The organism is Exiguobacterium sp. s43 (genome assembly GCF_018617255.1).
Taxonomy (GTDB): Bacteria; Bacillota; Bacilli; order Exiguobacteriales; family Exiguobacteriaceae; genus Exiguobacterium; species Exiguobacterium profundum.
Genome location: NZ_JACSJT010000001.1, coordinates 840,261 through 862,262 on the forward strand (window position 1 = coordinate 840,261; position 22,002 = coordinate 862,262).

Annotated in this window: 19 protein-coding genes and 1 other annotated feature; of the genes, 12 read left to right on the top strand and 7 right to left on the bottom strand. The window is 46.8% G+C overall.

Annotated features, from left to right (window positions below):
- Window positions 1–16 precede the first annotated feature (16 nt).
- From KNO79_RS04330 to ccpA, 3 genes are all read left to right on the top strand, one after another.
- Window positions 17–565 (top strand): YtxH domain-containing protein, encoded by a 549-nt coding sequence (locus tag KNO79_RS04330; RefSeq protein ID WP_159562547.1) that lies wholly within the window; start codon window positions 17–19, stop codon window positions 563–565.
- Between the two features lie 132 nt (window positions 566–697).
- Window positions 698–1,789, top strand: a complete 1,092-nt coding sequence (locus tag KNO79_RS04335) for a bifunctional 3-deoxy-7-phosphoheptulonate synthase/chorismate mutase (RefSeq protein ID WP_074036479.1) — start codon at window positions 698–700, stop codon at window positions 1,787–1,789.
- A gap of 127 nt (window positions 1,790–1,916) precedes the next feature.
- Window positions 1,917–2,930, top strand: coding sequence for a catabolite control protein A (gene ccpA, locus KNO79_RS04340; RefSeq protein ID WP_074036481.1), 1,014 nt, complete (start codon window positions 1,917–1,919; stop codon window positions 2,928–2,930).
- 49 nt (window positions 2,931–2,979) lie between these two features.
- Here the strand turns inward: ccpA and KNO79_RS04345 are convergent, their stop codons facing one another.
- From KNO79_RS04345 to KNO79_RS04355, 3 genes are read right to left on the bottom strand one after another with little or no spacing between them, the layout of a single operon-like run.
- Window positions 2,980–4,149 carry an acetoin utilization protein AcuC gene (locus KNO79_RS04345; RefSeq protein ID WP_074036482.1) on the bottom strand — a complete coding sequence of 390 codons (1,170 nt, stop codon included), beginning with the start codon at window positions 4,147–4,149 and terminating at the stop codon, window positions 2,980–2,982.
- A complete protein-coding gene (locus KNO79_RS04350) occupies window positions 4,146–4,778 on the bottom strand; it encodes an acetoin utilization AcuB family protein (RefSeq protein WP_012726747.1) in 633 nt (210 codons plus the stop codon). Before KNO79_RS04350 ends, KNO79_RS04345 begins: the two co-directional genes overlap by 4 nt.
- An 11-nt stretch (window positions 4,779–4,789) precedes the next feature.
- Window positions 4,790–5,419, bottom strand: a complete 630-nt coding sequence (locus KNO79_RS04355; protein WP_078147204.1) for a GNAT family N-acetyltransferase — start codon at window positions 5,417–5,419, stop codon at window positions 4,790–4,792.
- Between the two features lie 155 nt (window positions 5,420–5,574).
- Here KNO79_RS04355 and acsA point away from each other — a divergent pair, with 155 nt between their 5' ends.
- Window positions 5,575–7,281: an acetate--CoA ligase gene (gene acsA, locus KNO79_RS04360; protein ID WP_074036486.1), complete on the top strand. Its 1,707-nt coding sequence runs from the start codon at window positions 5,575–5,577 to the stop codon at window positions 7,279–7,281.
- Window positions 7,282–7,321: 40 nt separating this feature from the next.
- Here acsA and KNO79_RS04365 read toward each other — a convergent pair whose 3' ends face one another.
- The gene (locus KNO79_RS04365; RefSeq protein ID WP_159562544.1) at window positions 7,322–9,784 is read right to left on the bottom strand and encodes a transglycosylase domain-containing protein; all 2,463 of its coding nucleotides are present in this window, start codon (window positions 9,782–9,784) and stop codon (window positions 7,322–7,324) included.
- 169 nt (window positions 9,785–9,953) lie between these two features.
- Window positions 9,954–10,151 (top strand) — a binding site (T-box leader).
- A gap of 47 nt (window positions 10,152–10,198) precedes the next feature.
- Here KNO79_RS04365 and tyrS point away from each other — a divergent pair.
- The gene (gene tyrS, locus KNO79_RS04370; protein ID WP_214690721.1) at window positions 10,199–11,446 is read left to right on the top strand and encodes a tyrosine--tRNA ligase; all 1,248 of its coding nucleotides are present in this window, start codon (window positions 10,199–10,201) and stop codon (window positions 11,444–11,446) included.
- Window positions 11,447–11,542: 96 nt separating this feature from the next.
- On the top strand, window positions 11,543–12,169 hold the full coding sequence (locus tag KNO79_RS04375; protein ID WP_159562542.1) for a GTP pyrophosphokinase: 627 nt from the start codon (window positions 11,543–11,545) through the stop codon (window positions 12,167–12,169).
- Between the two features lie 35 nt (window positions 12,170–12,204).
- On the opposite strand, the gene rpsD is transcribed toward KNO79_RS04375, so the two are convergent.
- Together rpsD and KNO79_RS04385 are read right to left on the bottom strand one after the other, a co-directional pair.
- Window positions 12,205–12,804, bottom strand: coding sequence for a 30S ribosomal protein S4 (gene rpsD, locus KNO79_RS04380; protein ID WP_031423120.1), 600 nt, complete (start codon window positions 12,802–12,804; stop codon window positions 12,205–12,207).
- A 223-nt stretch (window positions 12,805–13,027) separates the two neighbouring features.
- The gene (locus KNO79_RS04385; RefSeq protein WP_012726740.1) at window positions 13,028–13,510 is read right to left on the bottom strand and encodes a GAF domain-containing protein; all 483 of its coding nucleotides are present in this window, start codon (window positions 13,508–13,510) and stop codon (window positions 13,028–13,030) included.
- A 238-nt stretch (window positions 13,511–13,748) separates the two neighbouring features.
- Here KNO79_RS04385 and ezrA point away from each other — a divergent pair, with 238 nt between their 5' ends.
- The gene (gene ezrA / locus KNO79_RS04390) at window positions 13,749–15,479 is read left to right on the top strand and encodes a septation ring formation regulator EzrA (protein ID WP_031423123.1); all 1,731 of its coding nucleotides are present in this window, start codon (window positions 13,749–13,751) and stop codon (window positions 15,477–15,479) included.
- A 74-nt stretch (window positions 15,480–15,553) separates the two neighbouring features.
- The gene (locus tag KNO79_RS04395; protein WP_214690722.1) at window positions 15,554–17,125 is read left to right on the top strand and encodes an amidohydrolase; all 1,572 of its coding nucleotides are present in this window, start codon (window positions 15,554–15,556) and stop codon (window positions 17,123–17,125) included.
- A 47-nt stretch (window positions 17,126–17,172) separates the two neighbouring features.
- Here the strand turns inward: KNO79_RS04395 and KNO79_RS04400 are convergent, their stop codons facing one another.
- A complete protein-coding gene (locus KNO79_RS04400; RefSeq protein ID WP_214691264.1) occupies window positions 17,173–17,991 on the bottom strand; it encodes an NAD kinase in 819 nt (272 codons plus the stop codon).
- Window positions 17,992–18,140: 149 nt separating this feature from the next.
- Between KNO79_RS04400 and tpx the strand changes: the two genes are divergently transcribed.
- The 4 genes from tpx to KNO79_RS04420 all read left to right on the top strand — a co-directional run bounded on the left by tpx (window position 18,141) and on the right by KNO79_RS04420 (window position 21,960).
- Window positions 18,141–18,629, top strand: coding sequence for a thiol peroxidase (tpx, locus tag KNO79_RS04405; protein ID WP_074036494.1), 489 nt, complete (start codon window positions 18,141–18,143; stop codon window positions 18,627–18,629).
- 96 nt (window positions 18,630–18,725) lie between these two features.
- A complete protein-coding gene (locus KNO79_RS04410) occupies window positions 18,726–19,619 on the top strand; it encodes a class I SAM-dependent methyltransferase (protein WP_214690723.1) in 894 nt (297 codons plus the stop codon).
- A gap of 119 nt (window positions 19,620–19,738) precedes the next feature.
- Entirely contained in the window at window positions 19,739–20,950 is a 1,212-nt protein-coding gene (locus KNO79_RS04415; RefSeq protein ID WP_012726734.1) for an acetate kinase, read from the top strand.
- A gap of 407 nt (window positions 20,951–21,357) precedes the next feature.
- Window positions 21,358–21,960, top strand: coding sequence for a 3D domain-containing protein (locus tag KNO79_RS04420; protein WP_214690724.1), 603 nt, complete (start codon window positions 21,358–21,360; stop codon window positions 21,958–21,960).
- Window positions 21,961–22,002: the final 42 nt, after the last annotated feature.

A 22,002-nucleotide genomic window follows, 5' to 3' on the forward strand; every position in this document is an offset into this window, starting at 1 on the left:
GGGGAGGAACTCACACATGACAGACCAAAAGCAATCAACAGAACAGAATCAATCAAGTAGCGGATTTTTGACGGGTGTCATTCTCGGAGGGATTGTTGGAGCGGCAGTCGCGTTATTGACGTCTCCGAAAAACGGACGTGAAGTCCGGACGTACCTTGATGAGAAGACGTCAACATCGCGAGAGCGCCTGACTGTCAAATCGAAAGAGATGCGTGAGAAAGCAGAACCGGTCGTCGGGGAATGGATTAAAGTGGCGAGCGATAAGGCGGCACCTGTCCTCAATATCGTAAAAGATAAGGCACGCGAAGCTGCAGAATTGAAGCAACAAATCGATGAAGATGAGCTTTCGATTGAAGAGGCGATGGAAAAAGCAGATCAACTCGTTGCGGAAGCAGAATCGGAAGTGAAGGAACAGATGGACCGCGCGGCTGAAGAAGAAAAGCCATCGAACGCATCGGATTCAGAGTCTGACGATTCGCTCGAAGCACCTGTCAATGAGTTGCTCGACGAGGAATCGAAAGAAGAACTAGAAGATTTAAAGAAAGACTTAAAAAAAAATGAGTAATTCGTAAGGACCGAATGGATTCGGTCCTTTTTTGGTGATTTTGTGACGTAGAAGGTTTCCTTATGACAAAGCGCACAAAGTTCGATATAATTAGGAATCTGGAAAGAACGGCTTAGGAATGAGAGGGAAACTATGAGTCCACAAGATCAATTGAATCGATTACGTCGAGAAATGGATGAATTGAACCATGAAATGCTCGACTTGCTTAGTCGGCGCGGTACACTTGCCGTCGAAATTGGAAAAATTAAACGTCTTCAAGGTGTCGAACGTTATGATCCGGTCCGAGAGCGAGAGATGCTTGATTTTATTGCCGCATCAAACCAAGGGCCGTTTGAAACGTCACGTCTTCAACATATCTTTAAAGAAGTCTTTAAAGCGTCTGCTGAATTACAAGGAGAAGATCGAGATAAAACGCTTCTCGTTTCGCGTAAACGTCAACCGGAAGACACGTTGGTCCATATGAAAGATGTGACGATCGGAAACGGCCGTCCACAATTGATTGCAGGACCATGTGCCGTAGAGTCTTTCGAACAAGTGAATGCGGTCGCAGAAAAGCTTGCATTGTCTGGTGTTAAAATCATGCGAGGCGGTGCTTATAAACCGCGTACGTCACCTTACGATTTTCAAGGCTTAGGTTTTGAGGGATTGAAACTGTTAAAGACGGCAGCTGACCGACATGACCTACGAGTCATCACAGAAATCATGACTCCTGGCGCAGTGGAATCGGCGTTACCGTATGTTGACATCATTCAAGTCGGAGCTCGCAACATGCAGAACTTCGATTTGTTAAAAGAAGTTGGGAAGACAGACAAACCGGTCTTGTTGAAGCGCGGATTATCCGCTACAATCGAAGAGTTCATTTATGCGGCAGAGTACATTATGGCGAGCGGGAACAGCCAAGTCATCTTGTGCGAGCGGGGAATTCGAACGTATGAACGTGCGACACGCAATACGTTGGACATTACCGCTGTGCCGATTTTGAAGCAAGAGACGCATCTGCCGGTTATGGTAGACGTCACGCATTCGACCGGTCGTCGTGATTTATTGTTGCCAGCTGCAAAAGCGGCCCTTGCAATCGGAGCTGACGGTGTGATGGTAGAAGTGCACCCGAATCCGGCGATCGCCCTCTCGGACGCGCAACAACAATTGGACTTCGATCAATTCGATCAATTTGTGGAAGGACTCACGGTCCAGTTTCCCCAACTTGATTTGGTGAAAAAGTAAGCTTTCCAAATGGAAACGTTTTATATCGCATGAAGACAGGGTAAATGGATGACAGATACCTGTCTTCCTTTTTTAAGACGTTTTATGAAAACTTTTTGAAAATCAGGACTTGTAGGAGGAGTAGTTTATGAATAGTAACAACGTAACAATCTATGATGTGGCACGAGAAGCCGGGGTGTCGATGGCGACCGTCTCTCGTGTCGTCAACGGAAACCCGAACGTCAAACCGACAACACGCAAGAAAGTACAGGATGCGATTGACCGTCTTGGTTATCGTCCGAACGCCGTCGCACGTGGACTAGCAAGCAAGAAAACGACAACGGTCGGTGTCATCGTACCGGATATCTCGAACATCTTCTTTGCCGACTTGGCGCGAGGTATCGAAGACGTGGCGACGATGTATAAATACAACATCATCCTTGGTAACTCAGATTCGAGTCGTGACAAGGAAGTCCATTTACTCAATACGCTATTAGGTAAACAAGTGGACGGTATCATCTTCATGGGTGGACGTTTGCATGAAGATCTCGTGGAAGAGTTCAAAAAATCACCAGTTCCAATTGTTCTCGCAGCGACATTGAACCAAGGATATGATCTCCCGGCTGTCAATATCGATTATGAGCAAGCGGCGTATGACGCGACTCAGATGTTGATCAACCACGGACATGACCGTGTTGGATTCATCACTGGACCACTCGAGCAACAAATCAATGGCGAGAAGAAATTTGCCGGTTATCGCCGTGCTCTTGAAGATGCAGGTCTTCCTTTCCATGAGAACGATATGATTCTCGGAAATTATACGTATGCGTCTGGTCTCGAGGCGATGCAAAAAATGTTGCAACGTGACGATTGTCCGAAAGCCATCTTCGCAGGGACGGATGAAATGGCACTTGGGGTCATCCATGCGATTCAAGATGCAGGTTACTCTGTTCCAAACGATTTCGAAGTCGTCGGTCACGATAACACGCGCCTCGCGACGATGATTCGTCCGAAGTTGACGACGGTCGTTCAACCGATGTACGATATCGGAGCCGTCGCGATGCGTCTCTTGACTAAGATTTTGAACGCGGAAGAAATCGAAGAGAAAAACGTCGTGCTTCCTCACCGAATCGAACGCCGTGACTCGCTTCGTCAGGACTAAAAGAAAAGCTGCCCGTTCATCCATTTTTGAGATGAACGGGCAGCTTTATTTATAAATAAATCGATTTTCGATCATTCGAGATGAACGGCCAAAAGGCACGCTTCGTGACTTCCCAATTCTTTTCTTCAATTTGTTGACGCCGCGGGATATGATCAAACGCGTAAAGAGAGTCGTCCCACCGAGTGGGTAACGGTTGACCAGCGACATCGGACCATTGCTCAATCCACTCGGTCGGGATATCTCCGGCATAGGGTGTCTCTCTCGTCAGACCGGCCCACACTTGTGCCCAGGCGCGAGGAACGGCTCGATACCAGTCATAGCCGCCGCCACCAAGTGCGACGAGACGACCATCGGTATACTCGTCTGCCATACGTGAAGCGATTTGGGGAATCTGTTCGAACGTCCGTATCGTTGATGCGAGATGGGTGAGTGGATCAAAGACATGGGCATCCGCACCATTCTGAGTCAGGATGATATCAGGTTTGAACCATTCGCACGCTTCACGTAAAACGGTCTCATAGCACGTCAAAAATGAGTCGTCTTGGGTGAACGCATCGACTGGTACGTTCCAACTATAGCCGTATCCTTTCCCATTCCCTCGCTCTGTCACCATTCCGGTACCCGGGAAGAGATAGCGACCTGTCTCGTGTATGGATAAAGTCATCACATCATCATCGTCATAGAAGAGCCATTGGACCCCGTCCCCATGATGCGCATCCGTATCTACATAGAGAACGCGAGACCCGTATTGTTTTCTCACATGTGCGATGGCGACGGCCGCATCGTTATAGACGCAAAATCCTGATGCTTTGCGCCGCATTCCATGATGTAGACCGCCCCCAACATGGAAGGCTCGCTCTGCTTTGCCGCTCGCAACTAGATCGAGCGCATGAATCGTCCCACCGACAAGCCGTGCGGCTCCCTCGTGTATCGTCGGAAAGATGGGAGTGTCTTCCGTACCGAGACCAAACTTATTCGCTTTCAGCGTAGAAAGTTCTCCTGCCGCCGCAGCTTGGACGGCTTCGATGTAGTCAAAGTCATGAACGAGCGCTAACGCTTCAACCGAAGCGAGTGGAGGAGACACACATTCCGATTTGGAGAGTTTTCCGGCTGCAATCAGAAGGGATGTCGTCAATTCCAGTCGTAACGGATTGAACGGGTGATCCTCATGAAAGCGATAAGACGTCTCGTCTTCGCCAAATATGTAAATCGGTCTCATCGTGACATCTCCGGACCGAGGACATCATACCCTTCACGTTTCAACCGTTCGATGATTCGGAGCGGGTTCATCGTCTGGACGCGGAAAGAGATGATACGTTTATACGGATCGCTCGTCGGATGAACGAAGACGTTGATGATATTGACGTTTGTTTTGGCGAGGAGTCGGGTCACTTTTTCGAGTGTGCCGGTCGTATTTTCGACGAGAATTTCAATTTGCGAACTCGGTTCGAGTGCGCCTGTCAATTGCACGAAGTAACGTAATAAATCGGTCTCTGTCAATACACCGACGAGTTTCCCTTGTTCGACGATAGGGAGACAGGTTAGCCGGTTTTCGTAAAATAACGCAGCTGCATCTTCAAAGAAATCGAATGGATGAGCTGTCGGTACCTCGGATCGCATGATGCTCGATACAGGGTTTTGAAAGTCTGCGTTTTCACTTTCGGGATGAAAGACGCTCGTCGCACCACTCATCTCGAATTGGCCGACAATCCCGACGACTTGTCGAGCGGGATTTGTCACAATCAAATGTCGGACACGATGTTCACGCATTAATTTTGCGGCATGGGCAATCGTATTGGTCGGTTGAATCGTCACGACATGTCGATTCATCATCTGTTCGATTAACATGAAATCCCTCCTTAGTCGTACATAAATCGTCGGCGAAGACGAAGTGAGTCAAAATGGTCGATCGATTCTTGTCGTACGTTTTTTCCGATACGAGCCATCAAACAGTTGGCAGGATGGGAGGCAATCTCAGGATCGTCTGTCGGGAAGAAAACAAGTCCACCGTGATTCATCATCTTCTCCATGACTTTTCGATAATCCCAAATCGAGAGTCCACTACCTTTCAAATCCCAGTGCCAATAATATTCGGTCGTCAAAATCAAAAAGTCATCCATATGTGGGTCCATCATCGATACTTCGAGTAATTGTTTCCCGATTCGTTGACCACGGAAGCGAGGACTCACCTCGATTGCCCCGAGTTCAAGGATGTATGGGTCGTTTCCTTCACTCCAACGCTCATACGGGTCAGGATAGAGGAAAGTCACGTATCCAATCACGAGATCGTCTTGCCTGGCGACGATGATTCTTCCTTCTTTTAACCCAGCAATATCGACGAGTGCTTCGTGCTGATCTTCCGGTTCACGAAAAGCTGTCAATCCTTCATCAAGACGATACGTCCGTAACACGTCAGGCGCCACTGGACCATCAATCGTGACGTCACCTTGTGAGGTCTGCCACACTTTTGAATGATATTGTTTTTCCATAGGGTCACCACCTTTTCCATCTCTTATTATAGCGCTTTCATCAAGCTGGAATCATCCTGTTTTGATGAAATTGGAAATTCATTGATTTGTCATAATTTTAACACTATACTGAAAGTGGTTATACCAATCTTTACAGGGGAGGCGAATCTTTAGCGATGGAAAAATTGAAAGCGTTAACAGGGGAACATCAATTAGCGTCGTATGAAGAGGCTTGTCAGTCGTTTGAGTGGACACAAGCAGAAGCATTGTTTTCATGGAATTTGACGGGGAAAGTCAATTTGGCATATGAAGCCATCGATCGCCATGCGGAAAGTGAATTGGCGACAAAAGTGGCACTGCTTTATTTCGATGGGGATCGAGAAGAGCGGTACACGTATGCGGATATGAAGAAAGAAAGTAATCGTTCTGGTAATGTTCTGAAGTCGATTGGTGTGGAGAAAGGCGACCGCGTCTTTATCTTTATGCCACGTCAGCCAGAACTTTATTTTATTTTGCTCGGTGCAATCAAACGAGGGGCCATCGTCGGTCCATTGTTTGAGGCGTTCATGGAACAGGCGGTTCACGACCGTTTGCTCGACTCGGAAGCGAAAGTGATTGTGACGACGAAAGAACTGTTGCCGCGCATTCCGGTCGATCAGTTGCCTCATTTAGAGACAATTCTACTCGTTGGGGACGATGTCGAAGAGTCGGAAAAGGTGCTCGATTATCGTAAACTGGCGAACGATGCGACGACAGATCTCGAATTGACGTGGGTCGACCGTGAAGACGGTCTGATTTTACACTATACATCGGGCTCAACAGGAAAACCAAAAGGGGTTCTCCACGTCCATAATGCGATGATTCAACATATGATGACCGGCAAATGGGTACTCGATCTTCAACCGGATGATATTTACTGGTGCACGGCTGACCCTGGATGGGTGACGGGGACGAGCTACGGTATTTTTGCGCCTTTCTTAAATGGTGCGACAAACGTCATCGTTGGTGGACGCTTCAATCCTGAATTTTGGTATTCGGTCATTGAACGGTTTGGCGTGACAGTTTGGTATAGTGCCCCGACGGCGTTCCGCATGCTCATGGGCGCTGGCGACGAAGCGTTTGAGAAGTATGATTTGTCTTCACTTCGTCATATTTTATCCGTCGGTGAGCCGCTAAATCCAGAAGTCATTCGTTGGGGACACGAAGCATTTGATCTTCGAATCCATGATACGTGGTGGATGACAGAAACCGGTGCGATGATGATTTGTAACTATCCGACGATGGACATCAAACCGGGCTCAATGGGGAAACCGATCCCAGGTTGCGAAGCGGCTATTTTGGATGACCGGGGTCAACCACTTCCACCACACCGAATGGGGAACTTGGCACTCAAGACGCCTTGGCCGTCGATGATGCGGAAGATTTGGAAGAACGATGCGAAGTATGAGAGTTACTTCTGGGGAGATTGGTATGTGTCAGGTGATTCTGCTTATATGGACGAAGACGGCTATTTCTGGTTCCAAGGTCGGGTCGACGACGTCATCATGACAGCAGGAGAACGGGTCGGACCGTTTGAAGTGGAAAGTCGACTCGTGGAACATCCGGCTGTGGCTGAAGCGGGTGTCATCGGAAAACCGGACCCGGTCCGAGGTGAAATCATCAAAGCGTTCATTGCGCTACGTAAAGGTTATGAACCGTCTGATGAGTTAAAACAAGAAATCCAGCAGTTCGTCAAAGAAGGATTGGCTGCGCATGCAGCACCACGTGAGATCGAATTCAAGGACAAGTTGCCGAAAACGCGAAGCGGGAAGATCATGCGTCGTGTCTTGAAGGCTTGGGAATTGAATCTTGAAACAGGTGACCTCTCGACGATGGAAGATTAAGATAAACAAAGGGTCGACACATCGTGTGTCGACCCTTTGTTTATTCACCGTTAGCATCAGCATCGGCTTCTTCTTCAGCTTGTTGTTCGGCTTCTTGTTTAGCCTCTTCTTCAGCTTTCTTCTTCGCGTCTTCCTCAGCTTTTTTCTTTGCTTCGGCGTCTGCTTTTTGTTTAGCTTCTTCTTCAGCTTTTTTCTTAGCGGCAGCATCGGCAGCAGCCTCTTGTTTCTTCTCCTCAGCTTCTTTCTTTGCTTCTTCGGCCTCTTTCTTGGCCTCTTCTTCTTTCTTCTTCTCTTCCTCTTCTTTTTCTTTCTCTTCTACTTTCTTCTTCTCAGAGAATGAACCTGAGTCTTGGAAGTCTTTCGAAGTGACGGTTGAAGGTTGTGAGAAGCGTGCGCTGACGCCTAGAGCTTCTGGGTCATCCGCATAGACACGATTCATCGTTTGCGACCAGATGCGCTGTGTCCGTTGATAGTAACGTCCATAATCCCAACCATCTAGCATTGAAAGGCGTTGTGAATCATAACCTGACCAGACAGCGAGTGTAACGTTCGGGTTCGACCCGACCAAGTACGAATCACGTTGATCGTTCGTTGTACCGGTTTTACCCATCCAATCGCCAGGAACGCTGAGCAATGATTGTGCATATGTCGCAGTACCTGACGTGTAGACGTCGCGGAGCATATCCACCACGAGATAAGAGGTACGTTCTGTGAAAATACGCGTTTTCTTCGGCTTCGCTTCGTAAATGACTTCACCTTGATATTCGATTTCTTGGATGAAGTACGGCTCCACGTGTTCACCGTAATTTGCTAGCATCGCATAAGAGGCGGCCAAATCGATTGGCTTGACTTCCCCGGTACCGAGTGCCATCGCTGAAGCATAACGGTTTCCTTCAGATACCGGAATCCCCATGTCGACTAATTTCTGCGTATCAGCAGGTTTTTGGTTACGTTCTTCATAAATCTTAACAGCCGGAACGTTCAAGGAGAGCTTGAGCGCATCGCGTACTGTGACAGCACCGCGATACGTTTTCCCTTCGTTTTGAACTTGTTTCTTCGGTTGTCCCGGACCAGTAAACTTATAGAAATACTCCTCGTCAATGATTTGAGTGGCAGGTGTAATCATGCCAGCTTCAATCGCATTTGAATAGACAAGAATCGGTTTTGCAGTCGATCCGATTTGACGTTCTGCCCAGAAAGCACGGTTCAAATCGTCGGTCTTGCCATTGATGTAGCGACCTCCGACGAATCCGAGTACTTTCCCGGTCTTATTCTCAATCATGACAGAAGAGGTTTGTTCAGGAAGTGTGCGGTTCTCATCTTTAATCGTTTGATTCGGTCCGAAGTTGCCAGCGTTTTTAGCCGGTTGTTGCATCGCTTCGTGAATTTCTTTATCCAATGTCAAACGGATGTTGAACCCACCTTGACGCAACATGTTATGAGCACGCTTCGCATAAGTCGAACGGACAGAGTCCTGTTCCTCCGAGCTCAACTCATTGATTTCAATCCCATCTTGCTCCAATAGATAATCCGTTACGATTTGGCGTGCTTGAAGTTCTGCTTCGTCTACCACGTACGGATATTTGTCGCGAGGTTTCGTCTGAGTCTGCATGAAGTCTTGCGTGATGTCGTAGTTATAAGCGGCATCATATTCTTCTTTCGTGATCTTTCCTGCAACGTACATGCGGTTCAATACCGTTTTCATTCGGTTAACCGCACCCGATACGTCCTCTTTGATGACGCCACCTTGATAGTAAGGTGTGTAGAAGAATGGGTTTTTTGGGATACCGGCAAGGAAAGCGGCTTGTGGAAGTGTCAATTTCTCTGCCGAAGTATTGAACACACCGCGAGCGGCGGCCTCAATCCCTGAAATGTTACGTCCCATCGAGTTACGTCCGAATGAGACGACGTTCAGATAGGCGTTTAAAATTTCATCTTTGTCCATCGCCTTCTCTAGACGAAGGGCGAGTAATATTTCTTTTGCTTTCCGTTCGAAAGATACTTCGTTCGTCAACATTTGGTTTTTAATCAATTGTTGCGTCAACGTTGAACCACCCGTGCGATCTTCAGATCCTGTTGCTTCTTGTAAAATAGCGCGTAACGTCGCTTTTGGAACGACGCCATCGTGCTCATAGAATTCGACATCTTCCGTCGCAAGTAGTGCATCGACAACGTATGGAGAAACTTTTTCTACTGGAATCGGGATTCGTACCTCATCGGTCGTATAGTTCCCGATGCGCTCCCCGCTTCCGAAGTAAATATTGGAAGTCGATGTATACGTATTGATTTGCGCAGTCATCGTTTTATAAGCCGGGGTCGGCATATCTTTGACGAGTGACGCGAAATATCCGACACCAATTCCAGCACCTAAAAACCCGATGAGTACAACAGAAATGATGGTCAGGAGTAGGACGTTCCACGACACATCATACATAACATTGGCATAACGACGTACTTTCAATGACGTCGGATTATTCCATAAGTCTCGAATCTTCTGCAGCATGACAGCCTCCTTAAATATGGTGTAAAACTATTTTAGACAGTAATATATTCGATTATAGCACAATTCAACCTACACCTTACCTCGAAACCGAAGTCTCGTGCAAGTTTCATTGTAAGAGTTGACAAGTTGAAAACGATGCTTATAAAATGAATAGCATAGTCAACAAGATAATGACGCTGTGAAGAAAGCGAAGTAGTCGACGGGCCTCTTGTCCAGAAAGCTAGTGGTTGCTGTGAACTAGCCAATGTCAATCGATGAATTACACTTTTAGAGCGTGCCTTCGGGCCGGTTCGAGACCGTTATCTCTCGCTCAAGCGGTCGCAAATTGCGACAAGTAGGGTGGTACCGCGGAATCTCCGTCCCTTCTCATATGAGAAGGGACGTTTTTTTATGTCAATCGAAGGAGTGGAACAAATGGAACTATTAAACGATTTAGAGTTTCGAGGACTTGTCAACCAAATGACAGATGAAGAAGGATTAAAAGAACAACTCAAACAACCGACGACGTTATACACGGGATTTGATCCGACGGCGGACTCGCTTCACATCGGGCACTTGCTCCCGATCTTGACGCTGAAACGTTTCCAGCAGGCCGGCCATCAGGTCATCGCGCTCGTCGGTGGGGCGACAGGGATGATTGGTGACCCGTCTGGTCGTTCGGATGAACGTTCACTAAACACGTTGGATACGGTCAAGCTCTTCTCCGATCGCATCAAGGATCAGTTGAGCCGATTTCTTCCACTTGAAGGGGAGAACCCGATCACGATTCGCAACAACTACGAATGGACGGAAGAGATGTCAATCATCGACTTCCTGCGCGACATTGGGAAGCACTTCCCAATCAGTTACATGCTTGCGAAAGACTCTGTCGATTCACGTATGGAGAACGGGATCTCGTACACAGAGTTCTCTTACATGTTGCTCCAATCTTACGACTTCTTGAAACTATACGAGACAGAGAAATGTCGTCTTCAAGTCGGTGGAAGTGATCAATGGGGGAACATCACGGCAGGTCTTGAATTGATTCGTCGCTTTGGTCACTCTGAAAAAGCGTTCGGTCTCACCGTGCCACTCGTCACAAAGTCGGACGGACAAAAGTTCGGGAAGACAGCGGGCGGTGCAGTTTGGTTAGATGCGGATAAGACGTCGCCATATGAGTTCTACCAGTTCTGGATCAACGTCGACGATGCAGATGTCATCAAGTTCATCAAATACTTCACGTTCATGTCGCATGAAGAGATTGAGGCACTTGCAGCCGAAGTGACAGAAGCGCCTGAAAAGCGCGTGGCACAGCGCCGACTCGCAGAAGAGATGACAAAGCTTGTCCACGGTGAAGCAGGACTTGAACAAGCGGAGCGCATAACGAAAGCGTTCTTTAGCGGAGATTTGACGTCGCTTCAACCGGAAGATATGGAAGATGCGTTTAAAGGCATGCCGCAATTCGAACTTGACGGTGAACGCAACCTTGTCGACCTCCTCGTCGAAGCGAAGATCTCACCATCGAAACGTCAGGCACGTGAAGATGTAACGAACGGAGCGATTTACTTGAACGGCGAACGTGAACAAGCGCTCGATAAAATGATTACGCGCGAAGACACGCTCGGTGAATTCACCATCATTCGCCGTGGTAAGAAGAAATACTTTGTGATTCGTCACATATAATCACGATGTCCGTTCCTCATTTGTTGAGGAATGGACTTTTTTTATACATGACGTGCGGTTCGGATTTGCTAAAATAGGAAGATAGGAGGGATGACGATGGAGATAGAAGAATTTTTCGGTGAGCAGTTCCATCAATGGCGCGAACACTTTCGTTATTATGAAATGGCGATCACGGAACTTGAGAGCGATCTCGGGATCATCGACTTGGACTGGCAGACGAGACTCGGGTATTCACCGATTGAACATGTGAAGACGAGAATGAAGACATTGCCGTCCATCGTGCGCAAGATGAAACGGAAAGACTTGCCTTTGGAAGTTTCGGCGCTTTGGGAACATGTGCACGATGTGGCGGGCATTCGGATTGTTACGAGCTTCCGCGACGATATTTATGAAATCTTGCGTCATCTAGAGGCGCGAGATGATTTAGATATCATCGAAATCAAAGATTACATCAAACATCCAAAACCGAGCGGGTATCGGAGCTTACATCTCATCGTGAAAACGAAAGTCTACTTGGCAGAACGAATCATCTGGGTGCCTGCGGAGATTCAGATTCGGACACTCGCCATGGACTTTTGGGCGGCAACGGAACATAAGCTTCAGTACAAATATCAACATGCCGTGCCAGAATCATCGAAAGAAGAGCTGATTGAAGCGTCACTCATGGCGGATGCCCTCGATACGCAAATGGGACGCATTCGGCAAGAGATTTTGAAGAAATAAAAAAATCCCCTTCGTGAAGAAGGGGATAAAAAGCATTAACGTGAGTAGTACTCGACGATAAGTTGCTCTTTGATTTGGTCGTTGAGTTCAGCGCGTTCTGGGAGACGTACGAATGTACCTTCGAGTTTCTCAGCGTCAAACGATACGAAGTCTTTTGTAGCTGGTGCTACTTCAAGTGCTTCAGCGATTGCTTTTACGTTTTTCGACTTTTCACGAACAGCGATAACTTGACCTGGTTTTACGCGGTAAGACGCGATGTCAACGCGTGATCCATCAACAGTGATGTGACCGTGGTTGACGAGTTGGCGTGCTCCACGACGTGTGCGAGCGAGGCCGAAACGGTAAACGAGGTTGTCGAGGCGTGATTCGAGCAAGAACATGAAATTCTCACCGTGGATGCCTGGCATTTTACCAGCATCGTTGAAGATGCGGCGGAATTGCTTCTCGTTCACTCCGTACATGTGACGAAGTGCTTGCTTCGCTTGAAGCTGAAGACCGTATTCTGAGATTTTCTTACGACCATTTCCGTGTTGACCTGGTGCGTAAGGACGTTTTGCTAATTCTTTACCCGTTTCGCTAAGCGAGATGCCTAAGCGACGCGAGAGTTTCCAAGCTGGACCTGTGTAACGAGCCATGATTGGACTCCTCCTTGTTGTTCATGTATTTTGCACAAAAGAACAACGGTGTCAAAGACGAGTAACGCCCCTTTCTAGGTGCAAGCACCTTCACTTGATAGCGAAGCTACGAGATGCCCCTCCGACAAAAGTCGAGGCCCGAAAGGTGGATACGTTTGTCTGTGACTGCTATCGTCATTTCATGCACAAAGATGAGTATACGATGAATACCATCTCTTGTCAATCAAATATAGCGAAGAAGTGTTTCGCAAAAACGTTCGAGTCCTTGACGGTCGATTTCTGAGAAACGGTCGAACTCCGGGCTGTCGATATCGAGCACGCCGATTGTTTTCCCGTCACGTACGAGAGGGACGACGATTTCAGAATTCGAAGCCGCATCACATGCGATATGACCAGGGAATTGATGAACATCGGCCACGAGCTGTGTTTCTTGTGTAGCTGCCGCAGTTCCACAAACCCCTTTACCGAACGCGATGTGAACGCAAGCCGGGAGTCCCTGGAATGGTCCTAGGATTAGACTGTCTTCAGAATCAGTCACGTAGAATCCGACCCAGTTGATCCGATCTAAAAATTGGTTGAGTAAAGCGCTGGCGTTGGCAAGGTTGGCCACTGTATTTGTTTCGCCCTCTAATAATGCGGCGAGTTGCTTGTTTAATAGTTCGTAACCGGCTGTCAAATCACCTGAGTACGATGTCGTTTGGAACATATAAATTCCCCTCCATCTTTCGTGTTTTTAGAATTTAGCATTATGGTACACGCAAATTTAAGATTTGTCTTGTTAGAAAGTTCCGAAAAAATGAACAATCTCCACTGAAACCATTGGAAAACCTATGCAAATCGTTGGTTCTATAATATGATTAGGTATATCTATTCTTATAAAATACTTCTTTTTTTAATATAAAGGTACATAAGTCCACGAAAGCGGCTTGGAGGTTGTGACAAAGATGGATTACGGAATTTATGGATTAATCATTGGAATCATCGTCGTCGTATTAGGCGGCATGTTGGGGAGTATGCTCATTCGAAGGAATTTTTACCAAAAAATTGACGACTTGGATATGAGGAAACAAAGTGTGCTCAGTGCGAGCATACCCGTCGAACTCCAGAAATTCAAACAGTGGCCGATGGAAGGGGAAACAAAAGAAAAGTTTGATCGTTGGCATCAATCTTGGGATGAGTTAGTAAGTGTACATGCAGGTCAAATCGATGAAGCGTTATACCGGGCTGAGGAAGACTTGGATAAATATCGTTTCATGAAAGTCAAAGCTGACTTGAATGCGACTGAACAACTCATTGAAGAGCTCGAGACGATGGTACACGCCATGCTCGATGAGATGGATGAATTTACTACGCATCACACCTCGCTTATGGACATTGTGAAGCAGGATGAGAAAGAGTTGTATCAGTTCCGCAAGACATTGAATTCACAAAACCATGCGTTCGGACCAACCTATGCATTGGTGGAACAAGAGATTGCCGCTGCCGAGGCGAAACGCAGTGAGATGATCAACTTAAAGCAGGTCGGTCAAGTTTCTGAAGCATTTGAAACCGGACAAGCCTTATCGAATCAAGTAGGACACATCCGTGAACTGATTCGGATCATTCCGCAATTTGTACGTACGGTTCAAGTGGAACTGAAACAACAACTTCAACAACTCCGGGCTGGACATAAAGAAATGCAAATGGACGGGTATGCGCTTGAACCACTTGGATTAATGGAAGAAATCGATCAAGCGGAAGATCGTCGAGAAGAGTTGATGGCTCGAATCGAACGCTTGGAATTTGATCATTTTGAAGAGGACATGCAACAGTTGAGCTCGGATATCGATCAATTATTCGAAGCATTCCGAACAGAGGTCGATGCCCGCCAATACGTGAAAAAAGAATTTGCGACGATACAAGAGCGCGAATTGCAATCTGCCGAAATCATGAATCACTTACAGACGGAAATGTCTCGACTTGTAAGCAACTATGAAATCAATGCACGCGTCGGAGAAGAATTCGAACAATTAGAACGTGAACGAACGACTCTCACGGCGAATGTACTTGATATTGAACAAGCTCTCGTCGCGCAAATGTTACCGTTTAGTATGATCAAATCCAAAGTGCAGGAAGCGAAACGGTCACTTGACCAATTCAGTGCCATGCATGAGCGTTTCATTGAGGATACGAATTCATTACGTAAAGAAGAGCTTGAGGTCCGTCACAAGTTAGAAACGTGGAAAAAAGAATTGTCTGGGCATCGTCGCCTGTTAGCGAAAAGTGCGATGCCGGTTGTTCCGAATGATCTATCAAACGACTTACGTCAGCTCCAAAAAGGTGTCCAGTCGTTAGACGAACAGTTTGACAAGGCACCGTTCAACATGACGTATATCGTCGGCCTTAGCCATGATGTCGAAGAGATGATGGACAACTTCCGTGACCGTGTCCATGCACTGATTCGTCAAGTGACGTATGCGGAACAGTTGCTCCAATATGCAAACCGCTTCCGTCGCCGTGACAACGAGGTCCATATCGCCTTGACGCTTGCGGAAAACAAGTTCTTGCATGGAGAGTATGGCACTGCGGTCGAAATCGGTGAGCGGGTGCTCGGTCGATTCGATGAGAACGGAGCCAATGAAATTCGTCAACGTGTGGATAAAGGGTTAGAACAGCAGGAATTGCTAAAAAAATAAACGATGCATGAAGATTGACGGAAACGGGAAAAACGTAGACGTCAATCTTTTTTCAATCAAGGAGGAATCGTCAGATGGGTACACTATGGGTCAACGGGAACATCTACACATTGAATAAACCAGGTGAGATGGAACGTGCCATGTTTATTGAGCATGGACGCGTCTTGAAGATGGGGGATGAGGGACATCTCCGACGTACATATGCGGGTCGCATCGAGGAGATTGTGAATTTGGAAGGAAAGAGTGTGTATCCGGCCTTTACCGATTCACATATTCACCTTGTCGGATACGGCGAAGCGCTCGACCGTGTCGATGCGAGTGAAGCGACGGATCTTCGAGAATTACTTGAAACGATGAAGCAACGAGGGTCGGACGACGATTGGATCGTCGCAGAAGGGTTTGATGATCGTCTGCTCGGTGACATGCCGACACGCGAGATGATTGATGAAGTGATTGACGACCGTCCTGTCGTGTTGAAGCGTGTCTGTCGTCACGTAGCCGTCGTGAACTCGAAAGGACTTGAACGACTTGGACTGATCCACCATACGGTGATCGAAGGTGGAAAACTTGGGCGAGGTGAAGAAGGCAAATTGAATGGCGTCCTATATGATGCTGCACTAGATCTCTTATATAAAGAATTGAGTGGGAATCGTAAGAAAAATGCCGCTTCTCTTCGCCGGGCAATCGATTCATTATTCGCACATGGAGTCGTTGGCGCCCATACGGAAGACTTGTTCTATCATGGAGATCCACTCGAGACGATTCAAGCGTACGAAGATGTACTGGATGAACTTCCGTTTCAAGCACACCTTCTCGTTCACGAACAGGTGGTGGATCGTGTCATCCAGCAAGATGCGATGACGCGTCGGAAACGGTTTGACTTCGGTGCGATGAAACTCTTTGTCGACGGTTCGTTCGGTGGACGCACCGCTCTGTTATCTGCACCGTATGCGGATGATCGGAGTCAACGAGGAATTGAAGTGCATCGACCAGATCATCTCGAGGCACTTGTGAAAAAAGCACGAACATACGGGATGAATGTGGCAGCGCATGTGATCGGTGATGCGGCGGTTGAGCAATTTGTCGGCCTGCTTGAAAAGTACCCTGCCAGAAAAGGGACACGAGATCGAATTATCCATGCCTCTTTATTGAATGACTCATTGATCAACCGAATCAAATCATTGCCTGTTTTGATTGATGCACAGCCGGTATTTTTATCGGATGACATGGACATGCTGTTTGAGCGGTTGGGCAATGAGCGTGTGCATGATGTCTATCGATTTAAGTCTTTACTCGATACGGGAGCATTGGTGTTAGGAGGAAGTGACGCGCCGATTTCATCTGTTGACGTTCGAAAGGGATTGTTTGGAGCGGTGATGCGACAATCGTTTCACGGGTCGAGCACGCTAAATCCGAATGAACGTCTTTCGATGTATGAAGCTCTTCGCAGCTTCACATATTCGCCTCATGTTGCTACAGGGACGCACGGAAGAAACGGGCTATTGGTTCAAAGCTACAATGCCAACTTCACAGTATGGGATGAAGATTTCTTTAAATTGAGTGGGGAAGACATCCTGCACAACCGTCTTGTCATGACTGTCGTCGAAGGGCAACCAGTGTACGAAGCAGAAAAAGCCACGCTGTAAAAAAGAGTTGCTTCATCCGAAAGGGATGAAGCAACTCTTTTTTTACATCAGAAGAATGAACGTTGCACTTTATGCCAGAACGAGTTGGTCCGAAGCTTGACAGTCTTGATGACCTGGTCCGAGAGTTCGATATCGATTCGGTCTGTGTACTTCAAGCTGAGCGCCTCGTTATCCATCCCAATAATCGGGTAGTCGTTGCCGTCTTCGACGATGCGGAGTGACAACTTACGCGAATCATGAACGATAAAGGATGAGCCGAGTGTGCGATAGCGATTGTTGTTGACCGAAGCGATCTCACTCACTTGCATACATGGGATGAGTGGGTCGACGACCGCACCGCTGAGAGATTTGTTATAGGCAGTCGATCCCGTCGGCGTCGATACAACCATTCCGTCCCCACGGAATGTTTCGAAATGTAGATCGTCGATATAGACCTCGATGGCAAGTGATTTGATAATACTTGATTTAATCGAAGCCTCATTTAAACAGAGGAGCGGTGTCGATTCGTTGATCGATGCTGAAAGAAGTGGATACTTCCGGACTTCGAGACCTTCTTCGATTCGCATCGAGTTGTCCGAGAAGAGGCGGTCGACTTCATCGAGTTTATGTATGTCGAAATCACAATAAAACTCGTTCAATCCACGACCGAAGCCAACGTAGATGGCGTCTTGACGAAAGCCTGTGTAGCGAACCGCCTGTAAAAATGCCCCGTCCCCGCCGACTGCAGCGATGATGTTCGCGTCCTCCGGTTGATTTACGATGTTGAACCCGTGTTTTTCCCCGATTTCTCTCAGTTTCTTCACTTCTTTTGTGAATTCGTTGACGTTACGATGGTACAAATAGACGTTGTTTCTCATCTGAGTCATCCCCTTTGTCAATGGTGTCCTCTTTATTATAACGTGTTTCTTCCTACCGATATAGGGAAAACTGAAACAGAGCCAAAAGCAGGAAGTTTGTCAAAGGCTCAAGTTCATCGATATGATGAACGAGTAACTACAACAAAGGGGATGAGTACATGCCAACATTTAAAGGGAACAACGTAACATTACAAGGAAATCCAGTGAAGGTAGGAGATCAAGCTCCTGATTTCCGCGTCTTGACGACTGCTTTAGAAGAAGTGACGTTAGCAACCTATCCGGGGAAAAAACTAATCAGTGTCATTCCTTCAATCGATACAGGCGTATGTGATGCACAAACGCGTGAGTTCAACGAAAAGGCCTCATCACTCGGTGGTACAGTCTTGACTGTATCGAACGATTTGCCGTTCGCACAGCGCCGTTGGTGTTCTGCATCTGGTTTAGATAACGTAGTCACCCTCTCGGACCACCGCGATCTTTCGTTCGCAAAAGCATATGGTGTTTTAATTGAAGAAATGCGTCTCCTTGCGCGTTCTGTATTCGTCGTCGATTCGAATGGCGTCGTCCAATATGTACAATATATGGATGAAATGACAGATGAAGTTGATTTCGCGGCGGCACTTGAGGCGTTCGAACAAGCGAATTGATTCGTTTGGCGAAATTGATTAAAATAGCTTACACTAGTACGTGAACCGACCGGTCCTCTCATGGGGGCCGGTTTTGTATGGAAAGGATGAACGAAAATGGAACGTTTTGAACAACTCTATCGTGATTGGAAGAAGGAAGCGAAGAAACTGGTCAACGACCTGGATGTATTACCGATCGAGGCACTCGTCCAAGTATTTGACCATGTTGACATTGAAAAAGAGAAGATGGACGATGTCCGTAAAGCAGTGAGTTTACTCGTCTTGGAAGAAACGACACAACTCCCCCCGAACAATCAACCGACACCGGATGCGGTCAGCCTATTTATGGGTTATCTAGCTTCGAAGCTACTTAAGGAAAACGCGACGATTCTAGATTTAGGTAGTGGGACAGGTACGTTGACGCACGCCGTTCTCTCTCAGTTAAAAGATGCGACAGCGCAAGCGGTCGAAGTGGATGAACTGTTGCTTCGTCTTTCCTATTCCATTAGTAACTTGTTAGGAGAACCAGTATCCTACTTCCATCAAGACGCCCTTGCTCCTCTGTTTGTTGAACCGAGCGACCTTTCCGTTGCTGACTTGCCAATCGGATATTATCCAAATGATGAAGTGGCAGCCGGATACGACATGAAACGAGAACAAGGACATGCCTATTCGCATTTCCTCTTGATGGAACAGGCGATTCGCCATACGAAACCAGGTGGGCATGGATTATTTGTCATCCCGAACAATTTGTTTGAACAGGATGACGAAGGGAAATTAAAACAATGGATGGACCGTGAGACTGTTGTGAAAGGGGTCATTCAACTTCCGACGACGATGTTTAAAGACGAACGTTACGCGAAAAGCTTATTGCTCCTTCAAAAAGTAGGAGAAGGCGTCACACGGCCAAAACAAGCGCTATTTGTGGAACTTCCGTCATTCACTGATGTCAGAGCGGTAGCCAATGTTGTGAAACAGATTGATGATTGGTTCAAAACAACTCAAAAATAATGGACAAAATACTTGAAAAAGGTATGCAAAATCAAGTATCTTCATTATGATACAGTTATCAGTTTTAAATTGAACAGATAAAGATATGCGTTTAAAACGAAAGGTAAGAGGTGTATGACATGACGAAAATTATGGCAGTCAATGCGGGTAGTTCATCGCTCAAGTTCCAGTTACTCGAGATGCCAACGGAAGAGTTGCTCGCAGTCGGACTTGTAGAGCGTGTAGGGAAAGAAGATGCGATTTTTACAATCAAGTACGGTGAAGGACAGAAGTTCAACGTGGTCACACCACTTCACACGCACAAAGAAGCGGTTGAATTGACGTTGGAGAAGTTGATCGAATTGGATATCATCCAATCATTCGATGAGATTTCTGGTGTAGGTCACCGTGTGTTACACGGAAAAGAGTTGTATGCGGATTCGGTCGTCATTGACGATGAAGTCATGAAGAACATCGAATCGTTCACAGAGCTCGGACCACTTCACATCCCACCAAACTTGACAGGTATTCGTGCATTCCAGGCAATTTTGCCGAATGTCCCACAAGTAGCGGTATTCGATACAGCGTTCCACCAGTCAATGCCTGAAGAGAATTTCTTGTACAGTCTTCCTTATGAATACTATACAGAACATGGTGTACGTAAATACGGCTTCCACGGAACGAGCCACAAGTATGTCACACAGCGTGCGGCAGAACTTCTCGGTCGTCCGCTAGAAGACTTGCGTTTGATTTCATGTCACCTCGGTAGCGGTGCATCGATCGCTGCAGTAGCAGGTGGTCGCTCAATCGATACAACGATGGGCTTCACACCACTCGAAGGAATCACGATGGGAACGCGCTCAGGTTCTTTGGACCCTGCCCTCATCCCGTTCTTGATGCAAAAAACAGGGAAGTCTGCTGAAGATGTATTGAACGTCATGAACAAAGAGTCTGGCGTGTACGGTCTTTCTGGTATCTCAAGTGACTTGCGTGACATCGAGCAAGCGGCTGCAGAAGGCAACCATCGTGCAGAAGTTTCATTGAAAATCTTCTCGAACCGTATTCACGGTTACATCGGTCAATATGCGGCTGAAATGAATGGTGTCGACGCCATCATCTTCACAGCAGGTGTCGGTGAGAACTCGGACGTCATCCGTGAACGCATCCTTCGCGGTCTTGAATTCATGGGTGTCTACTGGGATCCTTCACTTAACAACGGTGCTCGCGGAAAAGAGTTGTTCATCAACTATCCGCACTCACCAGTTAAAGTCATCATCATCCCGACGAACGAAGAATTGGTCATCGCGCGCGACACGGTACGCATTGCAAACCTTGTCGAAGCACACGCATAATACGAAACGAACCCACGTTACTTCGTGTAACGTGGGTTTTTTTATGAGTCTTTTTTACTAATATCAAGAATCGTAAGTAGGACAAATGTTTTCTCCTTTGTAACATTAGGCGCTTCATTTACATCGTTTTGCAATGTTTATGTCATGAATAAACCATATATTGGATTTTAATTTATAAAAATATCTCGTATTCGATTTAAATGTCAATCTAACACGATAAACCTTTAATTTTGACATCGATTTGTAATGTTCGTGTCACTCAAATGAACAGGAAGTGTAACGGCACTGACTGATGTTTCGTCATATAGTTATCTGGACGAAATATTCAATTGGAGTGACAAGTCACTCGTTCGATAGATGATTATATGAAATGAAACCAAATTGACGAAGAGAGGACGAATAAACGTATGTTGAAAAAAATCATGACGCTCTTACTTCTCGCCATCGCCGTATTTGCATTTGCTCTACCCACTTCACCAGTAGAAGCAGCTACGAAAAAAGTATATGTTGCAACAAAGTCAGGTTCGAAGATGGTCTATGCAGATGGGAAATCAAATGCACGAGTGATTGGGAAGATGACGGCGAGTGATCGTCTTCAACGTACAGGTTCTCGAGGTGCTTGGATTCGCGTGAACTATAAAGGGAAGGCCGGATGGGTTCCTACAAAGAACTTACGTACTGTAAGTGCTCCTAAACCGCTCAAACCAGCAAGCGTGAAGACGTATACGATGAAAGCGTCCGCATATACACCGTACTGCAAGGGATGTTCAGGTAAGACAGCACTTGGATGGAACGTTCGTACCCAAAAGCGAAATGTAGTCGCGGTAGACCCGCGCGTCATTCCACTCGGAACGAAAGTGCAAGTATTCGTAGGGGGCAAGTCGATGGGTACCTACACGGCAGCTGACACTGGTGGCGCCATCAAAGGAAATAAAATTGACATCTTAATGTATTCGCAAAATGCAGCGATTCAATTTGGTCGTAAAACGGTTACAGTCAAGGTGTTATAATGCATAGGAAAAGGGTCTTGCGATTGCGCAAGACCCTTTTTG